A 22,034-nucleotide genomic window follows, 5' to 3' on the forward strand; every position below is an offset into this window, starting at 1 on the left:
GCGACCCCTGGTGACCCACGGGACCAGGGCGGACGGCGCCGCCCGCCGGAGCCACCCGCCCCCTCGAAGCGGCGGACCCTAGCCGCCGACCGCCGTCAGAAGGGCCAGCGGCGTCGCCGCCGAGCGGGATTCCCGGGCGCAGGCGTACGGGAAGGGGACCGGGGCCGGGTGCGCCGTGCGGTCGTAGCCCGCGAGGACCTCGGGGAGCCGGCCGCCGCAGGCCACCGCGGCGGCCACGATGCCGCCCGCCACCACCCGCGCCTCGTCGTGCAGCCCGTACCGGGCGAGCCCCAGTGCGATCAGCGCGTTGTCGTGCGGCCACACCGACCCCCGGTGGTACGACAGCGGGTGGTGGGCGGCCTGCCCGGCGGCCAGCGTCCGCACGCCCCACCCCGAGAAGAAGTCCGGCTCCAGCAGCCGCCGCCCCACCGCCGCCCCGTACTCCTTGTCGAGCAGCCCGGACCACAGGAGATGCCCGGCGTCGGACGCCAGCGCGTCGACCTGCTGCCCGTGCCCGTCGAGCGCCAGCGCGGGAAACCCCTTCTCCTCCATCCAGAAGTCCCGCAGGAAACGGTCCCGCAGATCGACGGCGGCCTGCTCCAGCAGCTCCGCGTAGACCACGTCGTCCCAGACCGTCCGGGCCAGCGCGGCGGTCCGCCGCAGCGCGTCGTACGCGTACCCCTGCGCGCCGGCCGCCGTCACCGGCCCCGTCGCCCGCGCGCCGTCGGCGGAACAGATCGCGCCGGGGGAGTCCTTCCAGTTCTGGTTCGCCAGGCCGCCCTGGTCGGCGCGGTACACCAGGTACCCGCGCGACGTCAGCCCGCCGTGGTCCAGCATCCAGCCCACGGCGGCCCGCGCGTGCGACTCCAGGCGCCGGGCGGGCCCCGTGTCCCCGGTGTGCTCCGTGTACGCCCCGAGCAGCACCAGGAACAGCGGCGTCGCGTCGACCGAGCCGTAGTAGCGCCCGTACGGCACCTGCCCGAAGTGCGCCAGCTCCCCGTGCCGCACCTCGTGCACGATCTTCCCGGGCTGCGCCACGATCCCCTCGACCTGCTCGGTGGCCTGCGTCGCGGCGAGCACCGGGAGCGTGGCGGCGGCCAGCTCGGGCCGGTAGGGCAGGGCGAACAGCGAGGTCAGCAGGGCGTCACGGCCCAGCAGCGTCAGGAACCACGGCACCCCGGCCGCCGGCACCAGGTGCCGCTCCCCGTCGGGCCCCACCGCCGGAACCCGCAGCACCGCCAGATCGGCGAGCCCCCGGGAACAGGCCGCGGCCAGCTCCGGCCAGGAGCCGGGCAGCTCCACACCCGCGCCGAACTCCGCGACGGCGGCGGCCAGTTCGGCGGCCGCCGCGGCCGGGCCCGACGGGACCCGCGCCGGCCCCGCGCCGGGCGGCCCGGCCGCCACCCGCAGCGTGAGCCCGGCACTGCCCTGCGCCCCCAGCTCCACCGTCCACACCAGCCGGCGCGCCCCGGTCCCCGTCTCCTCGACGGCCTCCGGCGCCGGATCGCACGTCACGGTCGTCGACGACCGCCAGTCCCCCCGCGTGTAGGTGAACTCCACGCCGTCGTCCAGGGCCTCCCGGGTGCGGACGACGCCCGTCTTCGCGTAGGTGCGGTGGTCGGACCGCAGCTCGAACTGGTCGGCGAAGTCGGCGTCGACGGTCAGCGCCACCCGGACCGTCGTCGCCACCGGCCGGTTCGACACGATGCGCAGCAGCTCCACCAACGCGCCCTCGCCCAGCGCCTGTTCGCGGAAGAGCGTGTACGCGGGCGGCTCCTGGCGCCCGCCGCGCGGCACCAGCACGCAGCGGGCCGGGCCGCCGTGGGCCCCGTCCTCGTACGCCAGGGGGGTGAGCACCTCGGGCGCCGCGCCGTCGACGGTGAGCTGCCAGCGCGACAGGTGCCGCGCGTCCTGGACGAACAGGCCGTCCGAGGAGGAGGCGCCGCGCACCGCGCTCAGCCCGCCGCCCGCGTCGAGCGCCGCGAACGTGCCGCCGCAGATCAGGAGCGGGGGAGTGCGGCCCTGCCCCTGGCCGTGTCCGTGTCCACCGAATGTCTCCGTCATCGAGAGGTTCCTTCCCTCCGGCCCCTGCGGCCCAGTTCCCGCGATTCCGCCCGCCCGGCGGCCTCCGGCACCCCGGTCCACGCCGCCCGCGGCCGGCCGCGGCGCGCGCCCGCCCTGCCGTCGGCGTCCCGCGCCGGATGCCCGTCCAGCAGATCCAGTGTCAGTGCGGCGGTCCAGCCGAAGCCGCGGGCGCCACAGCCCGCCCCGGTGTACGGATCGACGTACTCGGCGAAGTCCGAGGTGTCCGCCGCGTCCAGCAGCGCCGCCCGCAGCCGGGCCGCCCGCGCGTGCTCGCCGTGCAGCCGGAGCCCGCGCTCCAGCAGCCAGTTGGTGTTGAACCAGGCCGGGCCGCGCCAGTACCGGTGCGGGTCGAAGGCGGGGCCCAGCAGGTCGTAGCTCGGCGCGAGCCGCACCGCGCGGCCGAGGCCGAAGTGCGGGCCGCTCGCCGTGTCCAGCAGCCTGCCGACCACCTCGCGCGGCAGCGCGGGCAGGATCAGCGGGATCAGGCCCGAGACGCCGTACTCGCGGACGAGGCCGCCGCCGCGCACGTCCCGGCAGAAGAACATGCCCGCGGCCGGGTCCCACAGCCGCTCGACGAGCGCCGCCGTCAGCCGCTGGGCCCGCGCGTGCCGGGCCGTCCCCGTCGCCCCCAGCTCCCCGGCGATCCGGGCGAGCGCGTGCTCGGAGGCCGCCAGCAGCGCGTTGAACGACGGGTCCTCCACCGCGAAGGCGCCGGCCCCCCGGTCGCCGCCGGCCGGGGCCGCGCCGTCCGCCGCGTCGGCGTACCGGCCGTCGCGGTAGTCCATCGCCAGACGCACGTACCGGCCGTAGTCGAGGTCCGTGGGGCGGTCGCCGGCCGCGCCGTGCGTGAGGTCCGCGCGGCGGAAGGTGCGCGGCTCGGCCGGGGTGATCCGGCTCAGCGGCGCGTCCCAGCACGGGCTGTTGTCCATCCCCTGCTCCCAGGGGTGCACGACGGAGGCGAGGCCGCCGCCGCCCAGGTCGCGGCGGTGCAGCAGATAGCGGTGCCAGGCGGCGAGTGCGGGGTACACGCGGTGCAGGAAGCCGCGTGAGCGGGAGAGCGCCGGGTCGGCGCGGTGCACCAGCCAGGCGGCCAGCGCGTGCACGGGGGGCTGCACGATCCCCGAGGTCTGCACGGCGGCCGGGGCGCCCGCGCCGCGGCCCGCGGTGGAGGAGCGCCAGAAGTCGGGGCTCGGGAAGTAGGCGTCGAGGGCGATGTCGGGGTTGAACACGATGTGCGGGATCCGGCCGTCGCCCCACTGGGCGCGCAGCAGCGTCTCCAGCTCGCACTGGGCGCGTGCGGGGGACACGTGGCGCAGGCCGATCGCGATGAACGCCGAGTCCCACGACCACTGGTGCGGGTACAGCGTGCGCGAGGGGACGGTCGACGCGCCCGTCCAGTTGGCGTCGAGGACCTCCACGGCGCGCTCCCGCAGCGTGTCGGGCGGCTGCCCGCGCCGCACGGCGCCGGACGCGGTCGCGTGCCGCCCGGTCGTGTGCTCCACATGGTCTCCCGAGGACTGCCGGACTGCCGGACTGCCGGTCCCGGTCCCTGACGGGGTGTCGGTTACGCAGTGGGCAGCATAGAGTTACGTCTACTTAACACGCAAAACCTAGAATGTAACGCGCAGTTGATGAACGCAAGGGGGTGGACACGATGGCGGCGAACCAGGCGAGCGCCGGGGAGCTTCTCCAACTCGTGCGCAGTGGACGGGCGACCACGCGCGGCGCGCTCCAGGAGGTCACCGGCCTGTCCCGGGCGACCGTCGGCCAGCGCCTCGACCGGCTCTTCCGGGCCGGCTGGCTGCGCGAGGGCGCCGCGGAGACGGTCAGCTCCCGGCTCGGCGGACGCCCGTCGATCCACCTGGAGTTCGACGACACGCACGCCGTGGCGCTCGCCGCCGCCCTCGACACCCGGCACGCCCGCGCCGCCGTGCTGACCCTGTCCGGCGAGGTGCTCGCCGAGCGCACCGGCGACCTCACGGTGGACGAGGGCCCGGAGGCCGTCCTGTCCCAGCTGGGTGTGTGGTGCGGCGACCTGCTCAAGGAGGCGGACCGCGACGCGGCGGCGGTGTGCGGCATCGCGCTCGCCGTGCCGGGGCCGGTGGACGCCGGCAGCGGACGGGTCATACAGCCGCCGATCATGCCGGGCTGGGACGGGTACGACATCGCCGGGCGCCTCGCCCGCGCCGCCGCCGAGCACGCGGCCACCCCGCCCGACCTGCCGGTCCTCGTCGACAACGACGCCAACGTGATGGCGTACGGGGAGCAGCGCGCCGCGTACCCCGACTGCCGGGCCTTCGTCCTGGTGAAGGTCTCCACGGGCATCGGCGCGGGCGTCGTCGTGGACGGCGCCATCTACCGCGGGGTCGACGGCGGCGCGGGGGACATCGGCCACATCCGCGTGCCGCGGGCGCCGGAGGCGGCGGCCGCGCTGTGCAAGTGCGGTTCGTACGGCTGCCTGGCCGCGGTCGCCAGCGGGCGGGCCCTGGCGCGCCGGCTGGCGAGCGCGGGGGTGCCCGCCGCCTCCGGCTGGGACGTGCGGGAACTGCTCGCCGCCGGACACCCGGAGGCGGTGCGGCTCGCGCGGGAGGCGGGGCGGGACGTCGGCGAGGTCCTGGCCACCGTCGTCACCCTGCTCAACCCGGGCGTGCTCATGATCGCCGGAGATCTGGCCGGAACCCCCTTCCTGACGGGGGTGCGGGAACTGCTCTACCAGCGGGCGCTGCCCCGCTCTACCGCGCACCTGGACGTCGTCACCGCACGGCTCGGCGAGCGGTCCGCGCTCATCGGAGCGGGAGCCCTGGTGGTGGAGGAGCTGTACGCGCCCGAGCGCGCCGAGCGGCGGCTCGCCGCACTGGGCGTGTGACAGGCCCGTTCCGCCCGGCTCGGGGTGTCCGCATGCTGACACCGGGGCGTCCGCGAGGCGCGCCGCAAGGCGTGATTCTCGCCACCCCTGATAGGGCTTGCGCTCAGATGAGCGGAAATTCCTCGCCTGTGCCTCTTCAAGACCTGGCACTGAGTGCCATCGCTCGATCATTCATCACTTGAACGCAAGTGAGCCATAGTGCTGCTCATGTGAGCGTATAGCGCACTCTACGGGGGTAGCGTTTTCGGGACTTGAAGGCAGAGGGAGTGACGGGCCTACTCACGGGTCACTTTCGATCTCCTGGCGGACGGGTGGTTACGGCCGCATGACAGCTGAGTGGACGTACCCACAGCCCTTGGATCTGGGTATGTTCCTCGCCGTCAGGGCAGCCACCCGAGCCTCGAGGAGTCGAGACCCGTGTCGGAAAACAAAGATCCTCAGGTAGCGAAGTTCGTTTACGACTTCACCGAGGGGAACAAAGACCTCAAGGACCTTCTCGGCGGCAAGGGTGCCAACCTCGCCGAGATGACCAACCTGGGGCTTCCGGTCCCTCCCGGCTTCACCATCACCACCGAGGCCTGCAAGGTCTACCTCGACAGCGGCGAGGAGCCGGTGGCACTGCGTGACGAGGTCAGCGCGCACCTCGACGCCCTGGAGAAGACCATGGGGAAGAAGCTCGGCCAGGCCGACGATCCCCTTCTGGTGTCGGTCCGTTCGGGCGCCAAGTTCTCCATGCCGGGCATGATGGACACCGTCCTCAACATCGGCCTCTCCGACAAGTCGGTGCAGGGGCTCGCCCAGCAGGCCGGCGACGACCGCTTCGCCTGGGACTCCTACCGTCGCCTCATCCAGATGTTCGGCAAGACGGTGCTCGACGTCGACGGCGAACTCTTCGAGGACGAGCTGGAGAAGGCCAAGCACGCCAAGAAGGTCGTCGTCGACACCGACCTGGACGCGGCGGACCTGAAGAAGCTCGTCACGCGCTTCAAGAAGATCGTCAAGACCGAGGCCGGCCGGGACTTCCCGCAGGACCCGCGCGAGCAGATGGACCTGGCCATAAAGGCCGTCTTCGAGTCGTGGAACACCGACCGGGCCAAGCTCTACCGCCGCCAGGAGCGCATCCCCGGCGACCTCGGCACCGCCGTCAACGTCTGTTCCATGGTCTTCGGCAACCTCGGCCCCGACTCCGGTACGGGCGTCGCCTTCACCCGCGACCCGGCCTCCGGCCACCAGGGCGTGTACGGCGACTACCTCCAGAACGCGCAGGGCGAGGACGTCGTCGCGGGCATCCGCAACACGGTCGCGCTGGCCGACCTGGAGAACATCGACAAGAAGTCGTACGACCAGCTCATGCAGATCATGGAGACCCTGGAGAACCACTACAAGGACCTCTGCGACATCGAGTTCACCATCGAGCGCGGCCAGTTGTGGATGCTCCAGACCCGGGTCGGCAAGCGCACCGCCGGCGCCGCCTTCCGCATCGCCACGCAACTCGTCGACCAGGGCCTGATCGACGAGGCCGAGGCCCTCCAGCGCGTCACCGGCGCCCAGCTCGCGCAGCTGATGTTCCCCAAGTTCGACGAGGACGCGAAGGTCGAGCAGCTCGGCCGGGGCATCGCCGCCTCGCCGGGCGCCGCCGTCGGCAAGGCCGTCTTCGACTCGTACACCGCCATCAAGTGGTCGCGCTCGGGCGAGAAGGTCATCCTGATCCGCCGCGAGACCAACCCCGACGACCTCGACGGCATGATCGCCGCCGAGGGCATCCTCACCTCGCGCGGCGGCAAGACCTCGCACGCGGCCGTCGTCGCACGCGGCATGGGCAAGACCTGTGTCTGCGGCGCCGAGGACCTGGAGGTCGACACCAAGCGCCGCCGGATGACCGTCGGCGACGTGGTCGTCGAGGAGGGCGACGTCGTCTCCATCGACGGCTCCAGCGGCAAGGTGTACCTGGGCGAGGTGCCGGTCGTCCCGTCGCCGGTCGTCGAGTACTTCGAGGGCCGCATGCACGCGGGCGCCGACGACGCCGACGAGCTGGTCGGCGCGGTCCACCGGATCATGGCCTACGCGGACCGGGTCCGCCGGCTGCGGGTCCGCGCCAACGCCGACAACGCCGAGGACGCGCTGCGCGCCCGCCGGTTCGGCGCCCAGGGCATCGGCCTGTGCCGCACCGAGCACATGTTCCTCGGCGAGCGCCGCGAGATGGTCGAGAAGCTGATCCTCGCCGACACCGACGCCGAGCGCGAGGAGTCGCTGAAGCAGCTCCTGCCGTTGCAGAAGCGGGACTTCGTCGAGCTGTTCGAGGCGATGGACGGCCTGCCCGTCACGATCCGCCTGCTCGACCCGCCGCTCCACGAGTTCCTGCCCGACATCACCGAGCTGTCGGTGCGCGTCGCCCTCGCCGAGTCCCGCCAGGACGCCAACGAGAACGACCTGCGGCTGCTCCAGGCCGTGCACCGGCTGCACGAGTCGAACCCGATGCTGGGCCTGCGCGGCGTCCGCCTCGGCCTGGTCATCCCCGGCCTGTTCGCCATGCAGGTACGGGCCATCGCCGAGGCCGCCGCCGAGCGCAAGAACGCCAAGGGCGACCCGCGCGCCGAGGTGATGATCCCGCTCGTCGGCACCGTCCAGGAGCTGGAGATCGTCCGCGAGGAGGCCGACCAGGTCATCGCGGAGGTCGAGGCCACCAGCGGCGTCAAGCTGAAGCTGGCCATCGGCACCATGATCGAGCTGCCCCGCGCCGCGCTGACCGCCGGTCAGATCGCCGAGGCCGCCGAGTTCTTCTCCTTCGGCACCAACGACCTCACGCAGACCGTCTGGGGCTTCTCCCGCGACGACGTCGAGGCCAGCTTCTTCACCGCGTACCTGGAGAAGGGCATCTTCGGCGTCTCCCCGTTCGAGACGATCGACAAGGACGGCGTGGGCTCCCTGGTCCGCAACGCCGCAGAGGCCGGCCGCGCCACCCGCCCCGACCTCAAGCTCGGCGTCTGCGGCGAACACGGCGGCGACCCGGAGTCGGTGCACTTCTTCCACGAGGTGGGCCTCGACTACGTCTCCTGCTCGCCGTTCCGCATCCCGGTCGCCCGCCTCGAAGCGGGCCGGGCGGCCTCCACCTCGACGGGCAGCGACCACCGCTGACCCGAGGACCCCGGAGCCGCCGCCGGTCCCCGACCCTCACCGATCGGCGGCGGCTTCCGGTGCGCACGGCAAGGGCGGTACCCCTGTGCGGGGGGTGCCGCCCCTGCACGTGGTCCGGGGCGGACTTGAACGCGGTCCCGGGGCCCACTTGACTGTCGGGCGACCGCCTTCGCCGAACCGTTCAGGGAGCGCAGCCATGACCGGCTGGACCGCACGCGACATCCCCGGCCAGCGCGGCCGCACCGCCGTGGTGACCGGGGCCAACAGCGGCATCGGGTACGTCACCGCGCGGGAGCTGGCCCGGGCGGGCGCGCGGGTCGTGCTCGCCTGCCGGAACGCGCGGCGGGGCAGTGCGGCCGTGGACCGGATCCGGGACGAGGTGCCCGGCGCCGCCGTCGAGTTCGCCGCGCTCGACCTCGGCGACCTGGCCTCCGTGCGCGGATTCGCCGCGGGCTGGGCCGGGCGGCCGCTCGACCTCCTGATCGACAACGCCGGGGTGATGGCGCTGCCGTACAGCCGCACCGCCGACGGGTTCGAGACCCAGTTCGGCGTCAACCACCTGGGGCACTTCGCGCTGACCGGCCTGCTGCTGCCCAGCCTGCTGGCGGCGGACGCGCCCCGCGTCGTGGCCGTCTCCAGCATGCTGCACGGCCTCGCCGACCTCGACGTCGGCGACCTCAACAGCGAGCGGCGGTACCGGCGCTGGACCGCCTACGGCCGCTCCAAGACCGCCAACCTGCTCTTCGTCCACGAGCTGGCCCGCCGGGCGGCCGGCGGCGGCCCGCTCGCCGTGGCCGCGCACCCCGGCTTCGCCGACACCTCGCTCCACACGCGCGGCGCGCGCATGGAGGGCCGCAGGGGGCGGGAGCGGTTCTACGGGGCGGGCAGCCGGATCCTCGCCCAGTCCGCCGAGGGCGGCGCGCTGCCGACCCTGTACGCGGCGACCGCGCCCGGCGTGCGGGCCGACGCGTTCTACGGGCCGCGCGTGCTGATGTGGCGCGGGGCCCCGGCCCGCTCCTGGCGCGCGCCGTGGACCCGCGACGACGCGGCGGGGGAGCGGCTGTGGGCCGCCTCCGAGCAGCTGACCGGGGTCACGTACGAGGGGCTGAAGGGCTGAAGGGCCGACCGGGCGCCGTCCCCCGCGCCCCGGGGCGTCACAGCGTCGCCAGCAGGGCCCGGGCCCCCTCGCCGTCCACCCGCGCGCCCAGCTCCCGCAGCACCTCGTCCCCGGCGACCAGCAGCCCGCTCGCCCTGGCCCGCCCGGCGCCCGTCTCCAGGCGGTGCCACAGCACGGGGTTCGCGGTGAGCACCGCCGGATCCAGCTCCACCCGCGCGCCCAGGGCGTCGCGCAGCACGAGGCGCGGGGTGATGCCCTCGCCCCGGCGCACGGAGACCAGCAGGTCCGTGCAGACATGGCGGCGGCGCAGCAGCCCGCGCACGGCCAGCCAGCCGGGGCCCGCCGTGACGCGCGGCGGGTGCAGGACCGCGTACAGCAGCAGGGACAGGACCGCCCACAGCACCCCGCGGGCCGGGCCGAGCGTCCCGCTCGCCGCGTCGATCAGCGTGATCAGACCGAACAGCAGGACGGCGCAGAGCACCGCGGCCCGTCGTTCCCGCGCCCAGTTCCGGTCGATGAGTTCACCTGCCATGCGGGGCACGCTAGGCCGCACCGGAGCCCGCGGCGCCCGGCTTTGACGTTTCGCTGATGGGGGAGCACCGCACCTTTACCCTTCGCTGACGGCGACACGCGGCCGTATCGTCCCTGTCGCAATCCCGTTGCATGGTTGACCGTTGGGGCCGACGGCCCCACGGCGAAGCCACAGGGAACGGACAGGGGGACACCCGCGATGACCATCAGCCGCAGGGAACTGCTCGCCACCGGAGCCGCCGGCTCCGCGCTGGGCCTGCTCAGCGCGTGCGGTTCCCACACCGGACGCGACGACGGCGGCTCCGAGGACGGCCCGGCACTGTCGCAGTGGTACCACCAGTACGGCGAGCAGGGCACCGAGCAGGCGGTGAAGAAGTACGCGGCGGCGTACGGCAGGGCGCACGTCACCGTCCAGTGGCGCCCCGGCAACTACGACCAGCAGACCGCCGCCGCCCTGCTCACCGACTCGGGGCCGGACGTCTTCGAGGTCAACGGCCCGAGCCTGGACATGATCCGGGGCGACCAGGTCGCCGACCTGAGCGACCTCCTCAAGGGCGTCGAGGACGACTTCAACCAGGCCGTCCTCGCCCCGAAGCGCCACGACGGGAAGATCTGGGGCATCCCGCAGGTCATCGACATGCAGATGCTCTACTACCGCAAGAGCCTGCTCGACGACGCGGGCGTGCGGCCACCGGCCACGCTCGACGAACTCGTCGACGCGGCCGCCGAGACGACCACGAAGAAGGTCAAGGGACTCTTCCTCGGCAACGACGCGGGCGCCGGCGTCCTCGGCGGCACCCCGCTGTACGCGGCGGGGCTCAGCCTCGTCACCGACGACGGCGCCGTCGGCTTCGACGACCCGGCCGCCGCCCGCACGCTCGGCAGACTCCGCCGCCTCTACACGGACCGGTCGCTGCTGCTGGGCGCGCCCGCCGACTGGTCCGACCCGTCGGCGTTCACCCAGGGACTCACCGCCATGCAGTGGTCGGGCCTGTGGGCGCTCCCGGCCGTCCAGAAGGCCCTCGGCGACGACTTCGGCGTGCTGCCGTTCCCGAAGGACGGCCCGCACGGCGCACCGTCCGTGCCGGTCGGCGCGTACGCCGCCGCCGTCTCCACCCGCGGCAGGCACCAGCGGGCGGCCAAGGACTACCTGAAGTGGCTGTGGGTCGACCGCACCGACTACCAGGAGGACTTCGCGCTCGCCTACGGCTTCCACATCCCCGCGCGGATCTCGCTCGCCAAGAAGGCGGCGGCGCTGCGCGAGGGCGCGGCGGCCGACGCGGTCCGCTTCACCACCGACCACGGCTACGCCCAGCCCCTGCTGTGGACACCGGCCGCGCAGACCGCGTACCAGGACGCCCTCGACCGCGTCATCAAGAGCGGCGCGCACCCGGACAGCGAGCTGAGGAAGGTCGTGCGGAAGGTGTCGGCGGAGCTCGACCGCGTGAAGAAGAAGTGACCTCCGCGGCGGTCAGGCTCCGCGAGCGCCACCGGGCCCTGTGGTTCTGGGTGTTCGTCGGCCCGTTCGTGCTCGGGCTGCTCGTCTTCACCTACGTCCCGCTCGGCTGGAGCGTCTACCTCAGCTTCTTCGACGCGCACAACACCGTCACGCCCGACACCTTCGTCGGCCTCGACAACTACAGGGCGCTGCTCGGGGACGACGCCTTCACCAGCAGCCTGTGGACGTTCTGCGTGTTCACGCTCTTCATCGTGCCGGCCACCTACGCCGCCTCGCTGGCCCTCGCCCTCATGGTGAACCGGCTGCGGCGTGCGCAGGCGTTCTTCCGCTCGGTGTTCTTCCTGCCCGCCGCGTGCAGTTACGTCGTCGCGGCCCTGATCTGGAAGATGTCCCTCTTCAACGGGGTGCGCTTCGGGCTCGCCAACACCCTGCTCGGCTACGGGGGCGTGGACCAGATCGCCTGGCTGTCGACGACCGACCCGCCCTGGTACTGGCTCGTCATCGTCACCGTGCGGCTGTGGCTCCAGGCGGGCTTCTACATGATCCTGTTCCTGGCCGGACTCCAGCGCATCAGCCCCACGCTGTACGAGGCGGCGGCCGTCGACGGCGCCCGGCCCGGCTGGCAGGTGTTCCGGCACATCACCTTCCCGCAGCTGCGGGCCACGTCCGTCGCCGTCGTGCTGCTGCTCGTCATCAACGCCTTCCAGGCCTTCGACGAGTTCTACAACCTGCTCTCCGACGCCCGCGGCTATCCGCCCTACGCCCGCCCGCCGCTGGTCTACCTCTACTACACGGCCCTCGGGCAGGGGCAGAACCTCGGCCTGGGCAGCGCGGGCGCCGTGCTGCTCGCCCTGATCATCGCCGTGGTCACGGTCGGCCAGGCGCGCTGGTTCGGCCTCGGCCGGAAGGAGGCCGACTGATGGCCCGCGTCCGGGACGACGCCCTGGTCCGGGTGGGCCGCGCGCTGCGCCTCGCCCTCGTCGTGGCGCTCGCGCTGCTCTTCCTGATCCCCTTCTACCTGCTGGTCCGCAACGGTCTGGCGCGCGAGGAGGACATCACCTCGCCCGACTGGACGTTCTTCCCGACGGACATCCAGTGGGGCAACCCGGGCGAGCTGTTCGACGACACCTCGGTGCCCTTCCTGCGCTCGCTGCTCAACTCGGCGCTGATCGCGTCCGTCACGACCGCCGGCACGGTGCTGCTCGCGTCCCTCGCCGGGTACGGCCTCGCCCGCATCCCGTACCGGCACGCGAACACGGTGTTCTACGCGATCCTGGGCACCCTCATGGTCCCGGCGGCCGTCACCTTCGTCCCGACCTTCGTCCTGGTGTCGTCGCTCGGCTGGGTGTCGACGCTGCGGGGCCTCATCGTGCCGACCCTGTTCTCGGCGTTCGCGTGCTTCGTCTTCCGCCAGTACTTCCTGGGCTTTCCGCGCGAGCTGGAGGACGCGGCGCGCGTCGACGGGCTCGGCCACTGGCGCACGTACTGGCGGGTGGTCGTGCCGAACGCGCGGCCGGTCTTCGCCGCGGTCGGCACGATCGTCTTCATCGGGGCGTGGAACTCCTTCCTGTGGCCGCTGGTCATCGGGCAGGACCGCAACGCCTGGACGGTCCAGGTGGCGCTGTCGTCCTTCACCACGTCCCAAGTGGTGCGCCTGCACGAGCTGTTCATCGCCGCGGCCGTGTCGGTCGTGCCGCTGCTGCTGGTGTTCCTGCTGTTCCAGCGGTGGATCGTGGCGGGGGTGGAGCGGTCCGGGATCGACTGACCGCCCGCGCCCCGGGGGAGCGGGCGGGACGCGGCGCGGGTCAGGCCGCCGCGCCGCCGTCGATGACCAGATCGGCGCCGACGACCGCGGCGGCGTCGTCCGAGGCGAGGTAGAGGACGGCCGCGGCGACCTCGGCGGTGGCCGCGACCCGGCCCAGCGGCGACTCGTCCTTCATCCGGATCTCCCGCTCGGCCTCCGTCTCGCCCGGCCGCAGCGACATCGGGGTCGCGGCGGCGCCCGGGCTCACCGCGTTGATCCGCACGCCGTCGGCGATGTGGCCGAGGGCGGCGCCGCGGGTCAGGGCGGACACGGCGGCCTTGGCGGCGCCGTACGCGGTGACGCCCGGCAGGGTGCGGTGCGGGCCGATGTTCGAGGAGATGTTGACGATGGTCCCGCCCGATTCCTGGCCGCGCATCCGGGCGATCTCGGCCTGGAGCGCGTGGAGGACGCCCGTGACGTTGATGTCGAGCAGCGTGTGCCAGTCCTCGGCGGACAGGTCGGCGACCGGGGCGCCGCCGCGGAAGACGCCCGCGTTGTTCACCGCCACGTCCAGGGAGCCGAAGCGGTCGACGGCGGCGGCGACGAGGGCGTGGACGTCCTCGGCGCGGCTGACGTCGGCCGGATGCGCGAGCGCGGTGCCGCCCGCCGCCCCGATCAGGGCGACGGTCTGCGCCAGCGGGCCGGGGGTGCGGCCCGCGACGACCACGTTCGCGCCCTCCGCGGCGAGCGCCAGCGCGACGGCCCGGCCGAGGCCGGAGCCGGCGCCGGTGACGAGAGCGGTCCGGCCGGAGAAGCGTGTGCGGGACATGACTCACCTTTTCTAGAACGAGCGGTTCAGTTTGAGGGCGGGCGTCGTGACCGGACGCCGAGGGGGGCGGGATGTCTCAGTCCGGCAGGGTGTCTCGGTCCAGCAGCGTGAGGGCCTGCTCCGCCGCGTCGCGGACCCGGGCCGGGTCCTGCGACACCTTGCCGGTGACCCGCAGGCCCTGGAGCAGCACGAGCAGCATCCGGGCGAGCGCGCGCGGGTCGCGGCCGCCGGGCAGCTCGCCCCGGGCGCGGGCCCGGACGAGCGCCGAGTGCAGCAGCGTCTCGATCTCCTCCCAGGACCGCTCCACGCGGCGCGCGGCCGGGGCGTCGTGCGGGCCGAGCTCCGCCGCCGTGTTGGTGACCAGGCAGCCCAGTAGGCGCCGGTCGGGGTCGGCGGCCTCGGCCGCGAACCGGCGGACCAGCGCGCGCACGGCGTCCAGCGGCGGGCCGTCCGCCGACAGCTCGGCGACGGTCAGTGCGCCGGTCGTCTCGGCGTACCGGTCCATGGCCCTCAGGTACAGGTCGTGCTTGCTGCCGAACGTCGCGTAGAGGCTCGCGCGCCCGATGCCGAGGCGGTCGACGAGGTCCGCCATCGACGTCGCCTCGTAACCGCGCGCCCGGAACAGCTCCACGGCCGCCTGCAACGCCACGTCGGGGTCGAATTCCTTGGTCCTGGCCACGGAGCGACCCTACGGCTTTCTGGAACGGACGGTCAACTGCCGTGCGGCGGGGCGGAGGTGCGCGCCGGGTACACCCGCACGGCGACCCCGTCCTCGTCGAGGCAGCGCCCCGTCCCCAGGTCGAAACGCTGCTTCAGCAGCGGCGACGCCACGAACGGGCGCCCCTGCGCCGAGCCGACCAGGCCGCGCGCGAGCACGGCCGCGCCGGTGTACGGATCGGTGTTGTCGACGGCGTGCACCCGGCCGGCGCGGTCCAGGAACAGCGCCGCCTGTCCGCCGTCCGGCAGCAGGGCGGCGACCCCCCGGCCCGGCGTGAGGCACGCCAGCGCACACACCGTCAGCCAGCCGTCGTCCAGGCGGAGTTGCACCATGGCGGTCGTCCTCTCGGGGGCGGTCGTGGCCGGAGTCATCGGGCGATCGGTCCTTCCAGGGGGATCAGCGGCAGCTCGGGCCTGATCTGGTCGCGCTCGGGCACGAACCGGATCGTCGGGTCGGGGGTGCCGGGCGCGTTCACGAAGGACACGAAGCGGGCCAGCCGCCCGGGGTCGTCGAGGGTGTCCGCCCACTCGTCGCGGTAGTGCGCGACATGGGTCCGCATCAGGGCCTCCAGCTCGGCGCAGAGGCCGAGCGAGTCGTGCACGACGACGTCCCGCACGTGGTCGAGGCCGCCCGCGATCCGCTCCAGCCAGGCCGAGGTGCGCTCCAGGCGGTCGGCGGTGCGGATGTAGAACATCAGGAAGCGGTCGATCAGCCGGACCAGCTCCGTGTCGCTCAAGTCCTGCGCCAGCAGGTCGGCGTGGCGGGGCGTCATGCCGCCGTTGCCGCCCACGTACAGGTTCCAGCCGCTGGCCGTGGCGATGACGCCGAAGTCCTTCGACCGGGCCTCGGCGCACTCGCGGGCGCACCCGGAGACCGCCGACTTCAGCTTGTGCGGGGCGCGCAGGCCGCGGTAGCGCAGCTCCAGGTCGATCGCCATCCGGACGCTGTCCTGCACCCCGTACCGGCACCAGGTCCGCCCCACGCACGACTTCACCGTCCGCAGCGCCTTGCCGTACGCGTGCCCCGACTCGAAACCGGCGGCCACCAGACGCGCCCAGATCGCGGGCAGTTGGTCGACCCGGGCGCCGAACAGGTCGATCCGCTGCCCGCCCGTGATCTTCGTGTAGAGCCCGAAGTCGCGCGCGACCTCGCCGATGACGATGAGCTTCTCCGGGGTGATCTCGCCGCCGGGCACACGCGGCACGACCGAGTACGAGCCGTTCTTCTGGAGGTTCGCGAGGAAGTGGTCGTTGGTGTCCTGCAACGCGGCCTGCTCGCCGTCCAGGACGTGGCCCCGCGCGCCGATCGAGGGCGCCAGCGAGGCGATGACCGACGCCACCGCCGGCTTGCAGGTCTCGCAGCCGTCGCCGCCGCGCGCCGCCTCCCGCCCGTGCTCGTCGAGCAGCCGGGAGAAACCGGTGATCCGCCGCACGCGCACGATCTCGTACAGCTCCTCGCGGGTGTGCGCGAAGCAGCCGCACAGCCCGTCGTCGCCGCTCTTCGGCAGCAGCTGCCCGAGCAGTTTGACGCAACTCCCGCACCCGGTACCGGCCTTGGTGCACCGCTTCACCTCGGGCAGGGTGCCGTGCGCGCGGACGGCCGCCTTCGTCACGTTGTGGCAGGAGCAGACGACGGCCCCGTCGGGCAGCGCCTCGGGGCCGAGCGGGACGGCCCCGCCGGACCCGGCCGGGAGCACCAGCGACCCGGGGGCGACCGGCGGCACCGTGCCGGTGAGCGCGCGCAGCGTGCCGTACGCCTCCGCGTCGCCCACCAGGACCCCGCCGAGCAGCCGCCCGTCGTCGCCGATGACGAGCTTCTTGTACGTGCCCGAGCGCGCGTCCGCGTAGACGACGTCGAGACAGCCGTCGGCGGTGCCGTGCGCGTCGCCGAAGGACGCCACGTCCACCCCGAGGAGCTTCAGCCGGGTGGACAGGTCGGCGCCGGTGAACACGGCCGGGGAGGCGTCCGGGTCGGCGGCGGCGATGGCGCCGGCGGCGGTGCGGGCCATCTCGTAGCCGGGGGCGACCAGCCCGTACACCCGGCCGTCGCTCGCGAGCGCGCACTCGCCGATCGCGTAGACGTCCGGGTCGCTGGTGCGGCACCGGTCGTCGACCGCGATGCCGCCGCGCTCGCCGACCCGCAGCCCCGCCTCCCGCGCCAGCTGGTCGCGCGGGCGGATCCCGGCGGAGAACACCACGAGATCCACGGCGAGTTCCCGGCCGTCCGACAGCCGCATGCCGGTGACCCGCCCGGCGGCGTCCGTGACGACCTCCCGGGTGCCGACGCCGGTGTGCACGGCGAGCCCCAGGTCCGTGACGTTCCGCAGCAGCGCGGCGCCGCCGCCCGCGTCGACCTGGACCGGCATCAGGCGGGGCGCGAACTCCACGACGTGCGTCGCGAGGCCGAGCCCCTTCAGGGCGCCCGCCGCCTCCAGCCCCAGCAGGCCGCCGCCGACCACGGCGCCGACCGCCGCGCCCGACCGCGCGTACTCCTCGATGGCGTACACGTCCGCCATGGTCCGGTACACGAAGCAGCCGGTGGCGTCGCTGCCGGGCACCGGCGGCACGAAGGGGGCGGAGCCGGTGGCGAGCACGAGCGTGTCGTAGGCGAGGGTCAGGCCGGAGCGGGCGCGCACGGTCCGCGCCGCGCGGTCCACGGCCTCGGCCGGATCGCCGAGGTGCAGCTCGATGCCGTGCCGGGCGAGGAACTCCGGGTCCGTCATCGACAGCTCCTCGGGCGTGGTGCCCGAGAAGTACGAGGTCAGGTGGACGCGGTCGTAGGCGGGCCGGGGCTCCTCGCACAGCACGACCACCCGGTGCGAGGCGGTGAGCCCGCACGCGGCGGCCGCTTCGAGGAAGCGCTGGCCGACCATGCCGTGGCCGACGAGGACGAGGGTGGGCGGTGCCGGGTCGGCCGGGCCGGACACCGGGGCGGGGGCTCCGTCGTACGCGTGCGCTGCGGTCATGCACCGCAGCGTGTGCGGCCGGTGTTTCCCGGTGGCGTCCCGTCGGTTTCCCGGGAGGAACGGTGGGCTCAGCGGGCCGGACGGACGGATGTGAGGGATCGCCGGGATCGCCGGGGGCGCCGGGGGCGCCGGGAGCGCCGGGGGCGCCGGGGTCACGGACGGCGCCGGTGCGGACGCCGCGCCCCGGCGCACCGCCCGGGGGGCCAGGCTCAGATGTGCCTCAACTCTCCCGGGATCGATGGCCCGGGCACGTATCGCCTCCCTAGGGTCGTGGTCATGCCTGACATCACCCTGACCACCACCGTCGTCCTCTGCGTGGCCGCGCTCGCCGCCGGCTGGGTCGACGCGGTGGTCGGCGGCGGCGGTCTGCTGCTGCTCCCCGCGCTGCTGCTCGGACTGCCCAACGGCGCGCACGCGGGCCCGTACGCGCTCGGCACCAACAAGGCCGTCGCCATCGTCGGCACCACCGGCGCCGCCGTGACCTACGCCCGCAAGGCCCCCGTCGACGTACGCCTCGCCGTCCGCATCGGCCTCGCCGCGCTCGCCGGCTCCACCGGCGGGGCGGCGCTCGCGGCGGGCCTGAGCACGGACGTCCTCAAACCGGTCGTGATGGTGGTCCTGGTCGCGGTCGGCGCGTTCGTCATCTTCCGCCCGTCGTTCGGCACCGCCCCGTCCGCGGCGCCGGCCTCCGCCCGCCGCGTCCTCGCCGCGATCGGCTTCGCCGGCCTCGGCATCGGCTTCTACGACGGTCTGATCGGCCCCGGCACCGGCACCTTCCTGGTCCTCGCCCTCACCGCGATCCTCCACCTCGACCTGGTGACCGCCTCCGCCACCGCCAAGATCGTCAACTGCTGCACCAACGCGGGCGCGCTCGCCATGTTCGCCTGGAAGGGCACGGTGTACTGGCAACTGGCCGCGCTGATGGCCGTGTTCAACCTGGCCGGCGGCATGATCGGCGCCCGCACGGCGCTCAAGCGCGGCGCCGGGTTCGTGCGGATCGTGCTGCTCACGGTGGTGTGCGCGCTGGTGGTCAAGATGGCGTACGAGCAGTGGGTGGCCTGAGCGCCGCGGCTCAGCGGCTGCCCGTCAGGTGGGCGAAGACCACGACGTTCCCCTGATAGCCGGTCCGCCGCGAGTACGGGCCGCCGCAGGTGATCACCCGCAGCTCGGGCCGCCCGGCCGCCCCGTAGACCTTCCGGTCGGGGAAGGCGTCGGCCCGGTACACCTCGACGGCGTCGACCGTGAACACCGCCACCGAGCCGTCGCGCCGGTCCACCTCGACGGTGCTGCCGCGGGCGAGGGCGCCGAGGTCGTAGAAGACGGCGGGGCCCTCGGCGTTGTCGACATGGCCGGCGACGATCGCCGTGCCGCGCTCGCCCGGGCGGGTGCCGGCCTCGTACCACCCCGCGAGGTTCTTCCTGCGCGGCGGCGGGACGTCCAGGCTCCCGGCACGGTTCAGGCCGAGGCCCATCAGCGGGGCGTCCACGCGCAGCGACGGGATGCGGATGCGGTCGGGCGGCGACGGGGACAGCGGGGCCGCGCCGGGCGCGTCCGCCGGGCCGGTCCCGGGGTGGGCCTGCGCCGCGGACGGCTGCGGCGGCGGATGCCCCTCGGAGCCGCTGGCCAGGAGCCAGCCGCCCGCGCACAGGGCGAGCACGGTGACCGCCCCCATGACGGTGTTGGCCCGGCCGGGCCGGCGGGGGACGCGGCGGTCGGCGCGATCGCGCAGGCGCATGACGACTCCTGAACACTCCTGCCAGGGCCTGCCCCGGCCCCTTCCGGCCGCGAGGGGGGGTGCGGCCGGAAGGGGCGGGGAGGTGTGGCGGTACCGGTGGACGACGGACGGGCCGGGGACGGTCGCCCGCGGGCGGCGGAGGGAGCCCGCGCGGACCGTCGCCGCCGTCCGTCAGATCCCCTCGCCTCTCGCCCGGCGATGGAGGAGCCAGGTACCGCCCGCGGCGGCGACGGCCAGCGCCGCCACACCCGCCGCGGTCTGCACGGGGTCGGGGCCGAGTGCGCCGCCGACCCCCGTCTCGATGTGTCCGCGGGGCATCTGCGCGCCCGGCGAGCCCGCCCCGGCGAGGGACACGATCAGGTCGCCGGTGACCAGGGTGCCGGTGCCGGAACAGCGGGCGACGATCTCGTACGTGCCCGGCTGCGCCGACGGCGGCACGGTGAAGGAGCCCGCGGAATCGGTGTCCGTCCCCCTCGGCGCGAGGGTGAAGGTGCCCGCGCCGACCGCGCTGGCGTCGCCCGACGCCGTGCCCTGGGGGCCGCAGGCGGTGGTGTCCACGGTGACCCTGGCCCCCGGGGCCGTCGTCGCGGGGTAGACCTCGAGGCCGCCCTGCGCGGCTCCCGCGGGGGCGATCGCGAGGCCGGTGAGGGCGACGGCGAACGCGGCGGCGGTCAGCGGTCGGCCAGTGCGCATCGTTGCTTGCTCCTTGTGCGTCCAGCTCGGGCGGCGGACGCGCCCTGCAAGCACGAGCAAAGTGGCAGTCGCACCGCGACGCCTGCTGATGTGCCGTCAGAAAGGCGTTTCGGAGTACGTCGCTGACGGTGTGACGGGAACATTCCAGCAGGTCATCGGCGTGTCGGACGAGATTTGCCCGAAAGGCGGTGCCCGGCGTGCGACCGGGTGACTCTGGCGCCCCGTCAGTTCCGCCGGGCGGCCGGAGCCCGCACCGGCCCGCGGGTGAGGGGCTGCCCGGGGCGACGGGGGCGACGGGGGCGACGGGGGCGACGGGGGCGACAGGGGTGACGGAGGTGACGGGGGTGACGGAGGTGACGGACGGGCGGGGCGGCGACGGTCAGGGTGTCAACGCCGCCCGCACCCCGTCCTCCTGACGCCCCAAAAAGTGCGGATCCGGACGGAACGTCACATCCGCCAGGGCCTTGGCCGCCGCCAGAACCTCCCGCGCACCCCCGGCGTACCAGGTCGCGTCGTGCACCTCGTCGACCCCGACCCCGTAGGAGGACACCCCGGCCGCCTCGCACAGCGCCACCGCCCGCCGCACATGGAACCCCTGGGTGACCAGCACCGCCCGGTCCACCCCGAAGATCTTCCTGGCGCGCACGCACGAGTCCCACGTGTCGAACCCGGCGTAGTCCCGGACGACGGCCCGCGAGGGCACCCCGTGCCGGGTCAGATACGTCCGCATGGCATCGGGTTCGTCGTACTCGGCGCGACTGTTGTCCCCGGTGACGAGCAGCACCCTGACCCGCCCGGAGCGGTACAGCCCGGCCGCCGCGTCGAGCCGGTGCGCCAGGTACGGCGACGGCTCGCCGTTCCACAGCCCGGCGCCGAACACCACGGCGACATCGGTGCGCGGCACGTCCGACACGTCCCGCAGCCGGTCGCCGGACGCCGCGAACAGCCAGGTCGCCGGCGCCAGCGCCAGCACGCACAGCGCCATCACCACCTGCACGGCCCACCGTTGTTCCCGGCGGGTGCGGGGCAGTCTCGGGCGGGGCAGACGCATGGCACGACCTCCGGGCAGACAGCGGCTCTCGCAGGCACAGGACGCCGCCGCGGCCCCGGCGGTTCACGCTCACCGCCCCGGCCCCGGCACCGTGAACCCCGCGCAACGACCCGTCACCACCCCGCAACAGCCCGGCAACCCCCCTCGGGCAGGATCGCTCCATGACGGACGAGTCGTACGGCACCCCGCACCCCGGCACGACGCACCGCGACCCCGCCACGGCGGGCCTGGACAGCGCGGCGGGCCTCCTCGGCATGATCAGCACCCAACTCGGCGCCCAGCTCAGCAACCGGCGCCCCCCGCACCACCGCCCGCGGCCCCCGGCCCCGGCCCTGGTGCTCGTGGCGCACGGCAGCCGCCACCCCGGCGCCCTCGCCACCGCCACCGGACTGGCCGACCGGATCCGCGCCCTGCGCCCCGCGCTGACCGTCCGCCTCGCCCACATCGAGCTGACGGCCCCGCTGCTCGGCGACGCCCTCGCCGCGCTCCCCGCGGGCCGCGCCGTCCTCGTCCCCCTCCTGCTCTCCCGCGGCCACCACGCCGGCCGGGACCTCCCGGCGGCGGCCGCCGCCGCCCCCCACCTGCGCACCCGCGTCGCGGACCCGCTCGGCCCGCACCCGCTGCTCGTCGACGCGCTGCACGACCGGCTCGTGGAGGCGGGCTGGCCCGCAGGACCGCTGCCCGCACGCGACCTCCGGCGCACCGCGGTGGTCCTCGCCGCCGCCGGGTCCCGCGACCCGCTGGCCGCCGTCGACATCCGCCGCACCGCCGGCCTCCTGGCCCGCCGCCTCGGCGTCCCGGTCGTCCCCGGCCACGCCTCCGCCGCCGCGCCCGACGTGGCCACGGCCCTGCGCGCCCTCGCCGCACGCGGCCGCCCCCGGGTCGCCGTCGCCTCCTACTTCACCGCGCCCGGCCGCTTCGCCGACGGGGCCGCCGCGGCCGCCGCCCCGCACCGGGGCATCGCCGCGGCCCCGCTCGGCACCCACCCGGCGCTGGCCCGGCTCGTCCTGCACCGCTACGACAGCGCGCTCGCGGCGCCCGGCACCACCGCGGCCCCGCACCTCGCGTCCGCCTGAGCACCCGGGGCCCGGGTGCCCGCCGCCCTT

The 22,034-nt window shown here is 74.5% G+C and carries 18 protein-coding genes; 8 read left to right on the plus strand and 10 right to left on the minus strand.

The annotated features are described in order from the left end of the window. Positions 1 to 78: 78 nt before the first annotated feature. Together ACIP5K_RS06425 and ACIP5K_RS06430 are read right to left on the minus strand one after the other, a co-directional pair. The gene (locus ACIP5K_RS06425; protein ID WP_401405619.1) at positions 79 to 2,064 is read right to left on the minus strand and encodes a glycogen debranching N-terminal domain-containing protein; all 1,986 of its coding nucleotides are present in this window, start codon (positions 2,062 to 2,064) and stop codon (positions 79 to 81) included. Then, complete coding sequence (locus ACIP5K_RS06430; RefSeq protein ID WP_401405622.1) at positions 2,061 to 3,587, minus strand: MGH1-like glycoside hydrolase domain-containing protein; 1,527 nt, start codon at positions 3,585 to 3,587, stop codon at positions 2,061 to 2,063. The genes ACIP5K_RS06425 and ACIP5K_RS06430 overlap by 4 nt, the downstream gene beginning before the upstream one ends. 152 nt (positions 3,588 to 3,739) lie before the next feature. Between ACIP5K_RS06430 and ACIP5K_RS06435 the strand changes: the two genes are divergently transcribed. The 3 genes from ACIP5K_RS06435 (at position 3,740) to ACIP5K_RS06445 (ending at position 9,203) form a co-directional block, all read left to right on the plus strand. Beyond that, the gene (locus ACIP5K_RS06435) at positions 3,740 to 4,951 is read left to right on the plus strand and encodes an ROK family protein (RefSeq protein ID WP_401405625.1); all 1,212 of its coding nucleotides are present in this window, start codon (positions 3,740 to 3,742) and stop codon (positions 4,949 to 4,951) included. Between the two features lie 417 nt (positions 4,952 to 5,368). After that, on the plus strand, positions 5,369 to 8,086 hold the full coding sequence (gene ppdK, locus ACIP5K_RS06440; protein WP_401405628.1) for a pyruvate, phosphate dikinase: 2,718 nt from the start codon (positions 5,369 to 5,371) through the stop codon (positions 8,084 to 8,086). 196 nt (positions 8,087 to 8,282) lie between these two features. Next, entirely contained in the window at positions 8,283 to 9,203 is a 921-nt protein-coding gene (locus tag ACIP5K_RS06445) for an oxidoreductase (RefSeq protein WP_401405631.1), read from the plus strand. Between the two features lie 37 nt (positions 9,204 to 9,240). On the opposite strand, the gene ACIP5K_RS06450 is transcribed toward ACIP5K_RS06445, so the two are convergent. Continuing rightward, entirely contained in the window at positions 9,241 to 9,735 is a 495-nt protein-coding gene (locus ACIP5K_RS06450) for a hypothetical protein (RefSeq protein ID WP_401405634.1), read from the minus strand. A gap of 198 nt (positions 9,736 to 9,933) precedes the next feature. On the opposite strand from ACIP5K_RS06450, the gene ACIP5K_RS06455 reads away from it, so the two are divergent. Genes ACIP5K_RS06455 through ACIP5K_RS06465 form a run of 3 tightly spaced genes read left to right on the plus strand, consistent with a single transcriptional unit; the run spans position 9,934 to position 12,958 of the window. Continuing rightward, on the plus strand, positions 9,934 to 11,193 hold the full coding sequence (locus ACIP5K_RS06455; RefSeq protein WP_401405636.1) for an ABC transporter substrate-binding protein: 1,260 nt from the start codon (positions 9,934 to 9,936) through the stop codon (positions 11,191 to 11,193). Then, entirely contained in the window at positions 11,190 to 12,113 is a 924-nt protein-coding gene (locus tag ACIP5K_RS06460) for a carbohydrate ABC transporter permease (protein WP_401405640.1), read from the plus strand. The genes ACIP5K_RS06455 and ACIP5K_RS06460 overlap by 4 nt, the downstream gene beginning before the upstream one ends. Continuing rightward, complete coding sequence (locus ACIP5K_RS06465) at positions 12,113 to 12,958, plus strand: carbohydrate ABC transporter permease (RefSeq protein WP_401405643.1); 846 nt, start codon at positions 12,113 to 12,115, stop codon at positions 12,956 to 12,958. Before ACIP5K_RS06460 ends, ACIP5K_RS06465 begins: the two co-directional genes overlap by 1 nt. A gap of 40 nt (positions 12,959 to 12,998) precedes the next feature. Here the strand turns inward: ACIP5K_RS06465 and ACIP5K_RS06470 are convergent, their stop codons facing one another. From ACIP5K_RS06470 to nirB, 4 genes are all read right to left on the minus strand, one after another. Next, entirely contained in the window at positions 12,999 to 13,766 is a 768-nt protein-coding gene (locus tag ACIP5K_RS06470) for an SDR family NAD(P)-dependent oxidoreductase (protein ID WP_401405646.1), read from the minus strand. A 76-nt stretch (positions 13,767 to 13,842) separates the two neighbouring features. Further along, positions 13,843 to 14,445 (minus strand): TetR/AcrR family transcriptional regulator, encoded by a 603-nt coding sequence (locus tag ACIP5K_RS06475; protein ID WP_401405649.1) that lies wholly within the window; start codon positions 14,443 to 14,445, stop codon positions 13,843 to 13,845. Between the two features lie 32 nt (positions 14,446 to 14,477). Next, a complete protein-coding gene (gene nirD, locus ACIP5K_RS06480) occupies positions 14,478 to 14,855 on the minus strand; it encodes a nitrite reductase small subunit NirD (protein WP_401405652.1) in 378 nt (125 codons plus the stop codon). Further along, positions 14,852 to 17,449, minus strand: a complete 2,598-nt coding sequence (nirB, locus tag ACIP5K_RS06485) for a nitrite reductase large subunit NirB (protein WP_401405654.1) — start codon at positions 17,447 to 17,449, stop codon at positions 14,852 to 14,854. The genes nirD and nirB overlap by 4 nt, the downstream gene beginning before the upstream one ends. A gap of 276 nt (positions 17,450 to 17,725) precedes the next feature. Here nirB and ACIP5K_RS06490 point away from each other — a divergent pair, with 276 nt between their 5' ends. After that, on the plus strand, positions 17,726 to 18,511 hold the full coding sequence (locus ACIP5K_RS06490; protein WP_401405657.1) for a sulfite exporter TauE/SafE family protein: 786 nt from the start codon (positions 17,726 to 17,728) through the stop codon (positions 18,509 to 18,511). A 10-nt stretch (positions 18,512 to 18,521) separates the two neighbouring features. On the opposite strand, the gene ACIP5K_RS06495 is transcribed toward ACIP5K_RS06490, so the two are convergent. From ACIP5K_RS06495 to ACIP5K_RS06505, 3 genes are all read right to left on the minus strand, one after another. Further along, positions 18,522 to 19,184 carry a class F sortase gene (locus tag ACIP5K_RS06495; RefSeq protein ID WP_401405660.1) on the minus strand — a complete coding sequence of 221 codons (663 nt, stop codon included), beginning with the start codon at positions 19,182 to 19,184 and terminating at the stop codon, positions 18,522 to 18,524. A 171-nt stretch (positions 19,185 to 19,355) separates the two neighbouring features. After that, on the minus strand, positions 19,356 to 19,877 hold the full coding sequence (locus ACIP5K_RS06500; RefSeq protein WP_401405663.1) for a hypothetical protein: 522 nt from the start codon (positions 19,875 to 19,877) through the stop codon (positions 19,356 to 19,358). Positions 19,878 to 20,256: 379 nt separating this feature from the next. After that, complete coding sequence (locus tag ACIP5K_RS06505) at positions 20,257 to 20,928, minus strand: vancomycin high temperature exclusion protein (protein WP_401405666.1); 672 nt, start codon at positions 20,926 to 20,928, stop codon at positions 20,257 to 20,259. Positions 20,929 to 21,089: 161 nt separating this feature from the next. Between ACIP5K_RS06505 and ACIP5K_RS06510 the strand changes: the two genes are divergently transcribed. Continuing rightward, positions 21,090 to 22,004, plus strand: coding sequence for a sirohydrochlorin chelatase (locus ACIP5K_RS06510; RefSeq protein WP_401405668.1), 915 nt, complete (start codon positions 21,090 to 21,092; stop codon positions 22,002 to 22,004). The last annotated feature ends 30 nt before the right edge of the window (positions 22,005 to 22,034 follow it).

The organism is Streptomyces sp. NPDC088785, from assembly GCF_044750685.1.
In the GTDB taxonomy this organism is placed as follows: domain Bacteria; phylum Actinomycetota; class Actinomycetes; order Streptomycetales; family Streptomycetaceae; genus Streptomyces.

Excerpts from the sequence above, each read along its gene's own strand:
- ACIP5K_RS06450 (WP_401405634.1), bottom strand. The coding sequence starts at position 9,735 with ATGGCAGGTGAACTCATCGACCGGAACTGGGCGCGGGAACGACGGGCC.
- nirD (WP_401405652.1), bottom strand. The coding sequence starts at position 14,855 with ATGACTCCGGCCACGACCGCCCCCGAGAGGACGACCGCCATGGTGCAA.
- nirB (WP_401405654.1), bottom strand. The coding sequence starts at position 17,449 with ATGACCGCAGCGCACGCGTACGACGGAGCCCCCGCCCCGGTGTCCGGC.
- ACIP5K_RS06510 (WP_401405668.1), top strand. The coding sequence starts at position 21,090 with ATGACGGACGAGTCGTACGGCACCCCGCACCCCGGCACGACGCACCGC.
- ACIP5K_RS06435 (WP_401405625.1), top strand. The coding sequence starts at position 3,740 with ATGGCGGCGAACCAGGCGAGCGCCGGGGAGCTTCTCCAACTCGTGCGC.
- ACIP5K_RS06425 (WP_401405619.1), bottom strand. The coding sequence starts at position 2,064 with ATGACGGAGACATTCGGTGGACACGGACACGGCCAGGGGCAGGGCCGC.
- ACIP5K_RS06490 (WP_401405657.1), top strand. The coding sequence starts at position 17,726 with ATGCCTGACATCACCCTGACCACCACCGTCGTCCTCTGCGTGGCCGCG.
- ACIP5K_RS06445 (WP_401405631.1), top strand. The coding sequence starts at position 8,283 with ATGACCGGCTGGACCGCACGCGACATCCCCGGCCAGCGCGGCCGCACC.
- ACIP5K_RS06500 (WP_401405663.1), bottom strand. The coding sequence starts at position 19,877 with ATGCGCACTGGCCGACCGCTGACCGCCGCCGCGTTCGCCGTCGCCCTC.
- ACIP5K_RS06455 (WP_401405636.1), top strand. The coding sequence starts at position 9,934 with ATGACCATCAGCCGCAGGGAACTGCTCGCCACCGGAGCCGCCGGCTCC.
- ACIP5K_RS06465 (WP_401405643.1), top strand. The coding sequence starts at position 12,113 with ATGGCCCGCGTCCGGGACGACGCCCTGGTCCGGGTGGGCCGCGCGCTG.
- ACIP5K_RS06505 (WP_401405666.1), bottom strand. The coding sequence starts at position 20,928 with ATGCGTCTGCCCCGCCCGAGACTGCCCCGCACCCGCCGGGAACAACGG.
- ACIP5K_RS06495 (WP_401405660.1), bottom strand. The coding sequence starts at position 19,184 with ATGCGCCTGCGCGATCGCGCCGACCGCCGCGTCCCCCGCCGGCCCGGC.
- ACIP5K_RS06470 (WP_401405646.1), bottom strand. The coding sequence starts at position 13,766 with ATGTCCCGCACACGCTTCTCCGGCCGGACCGCTCTCGTCACCGGCGCC.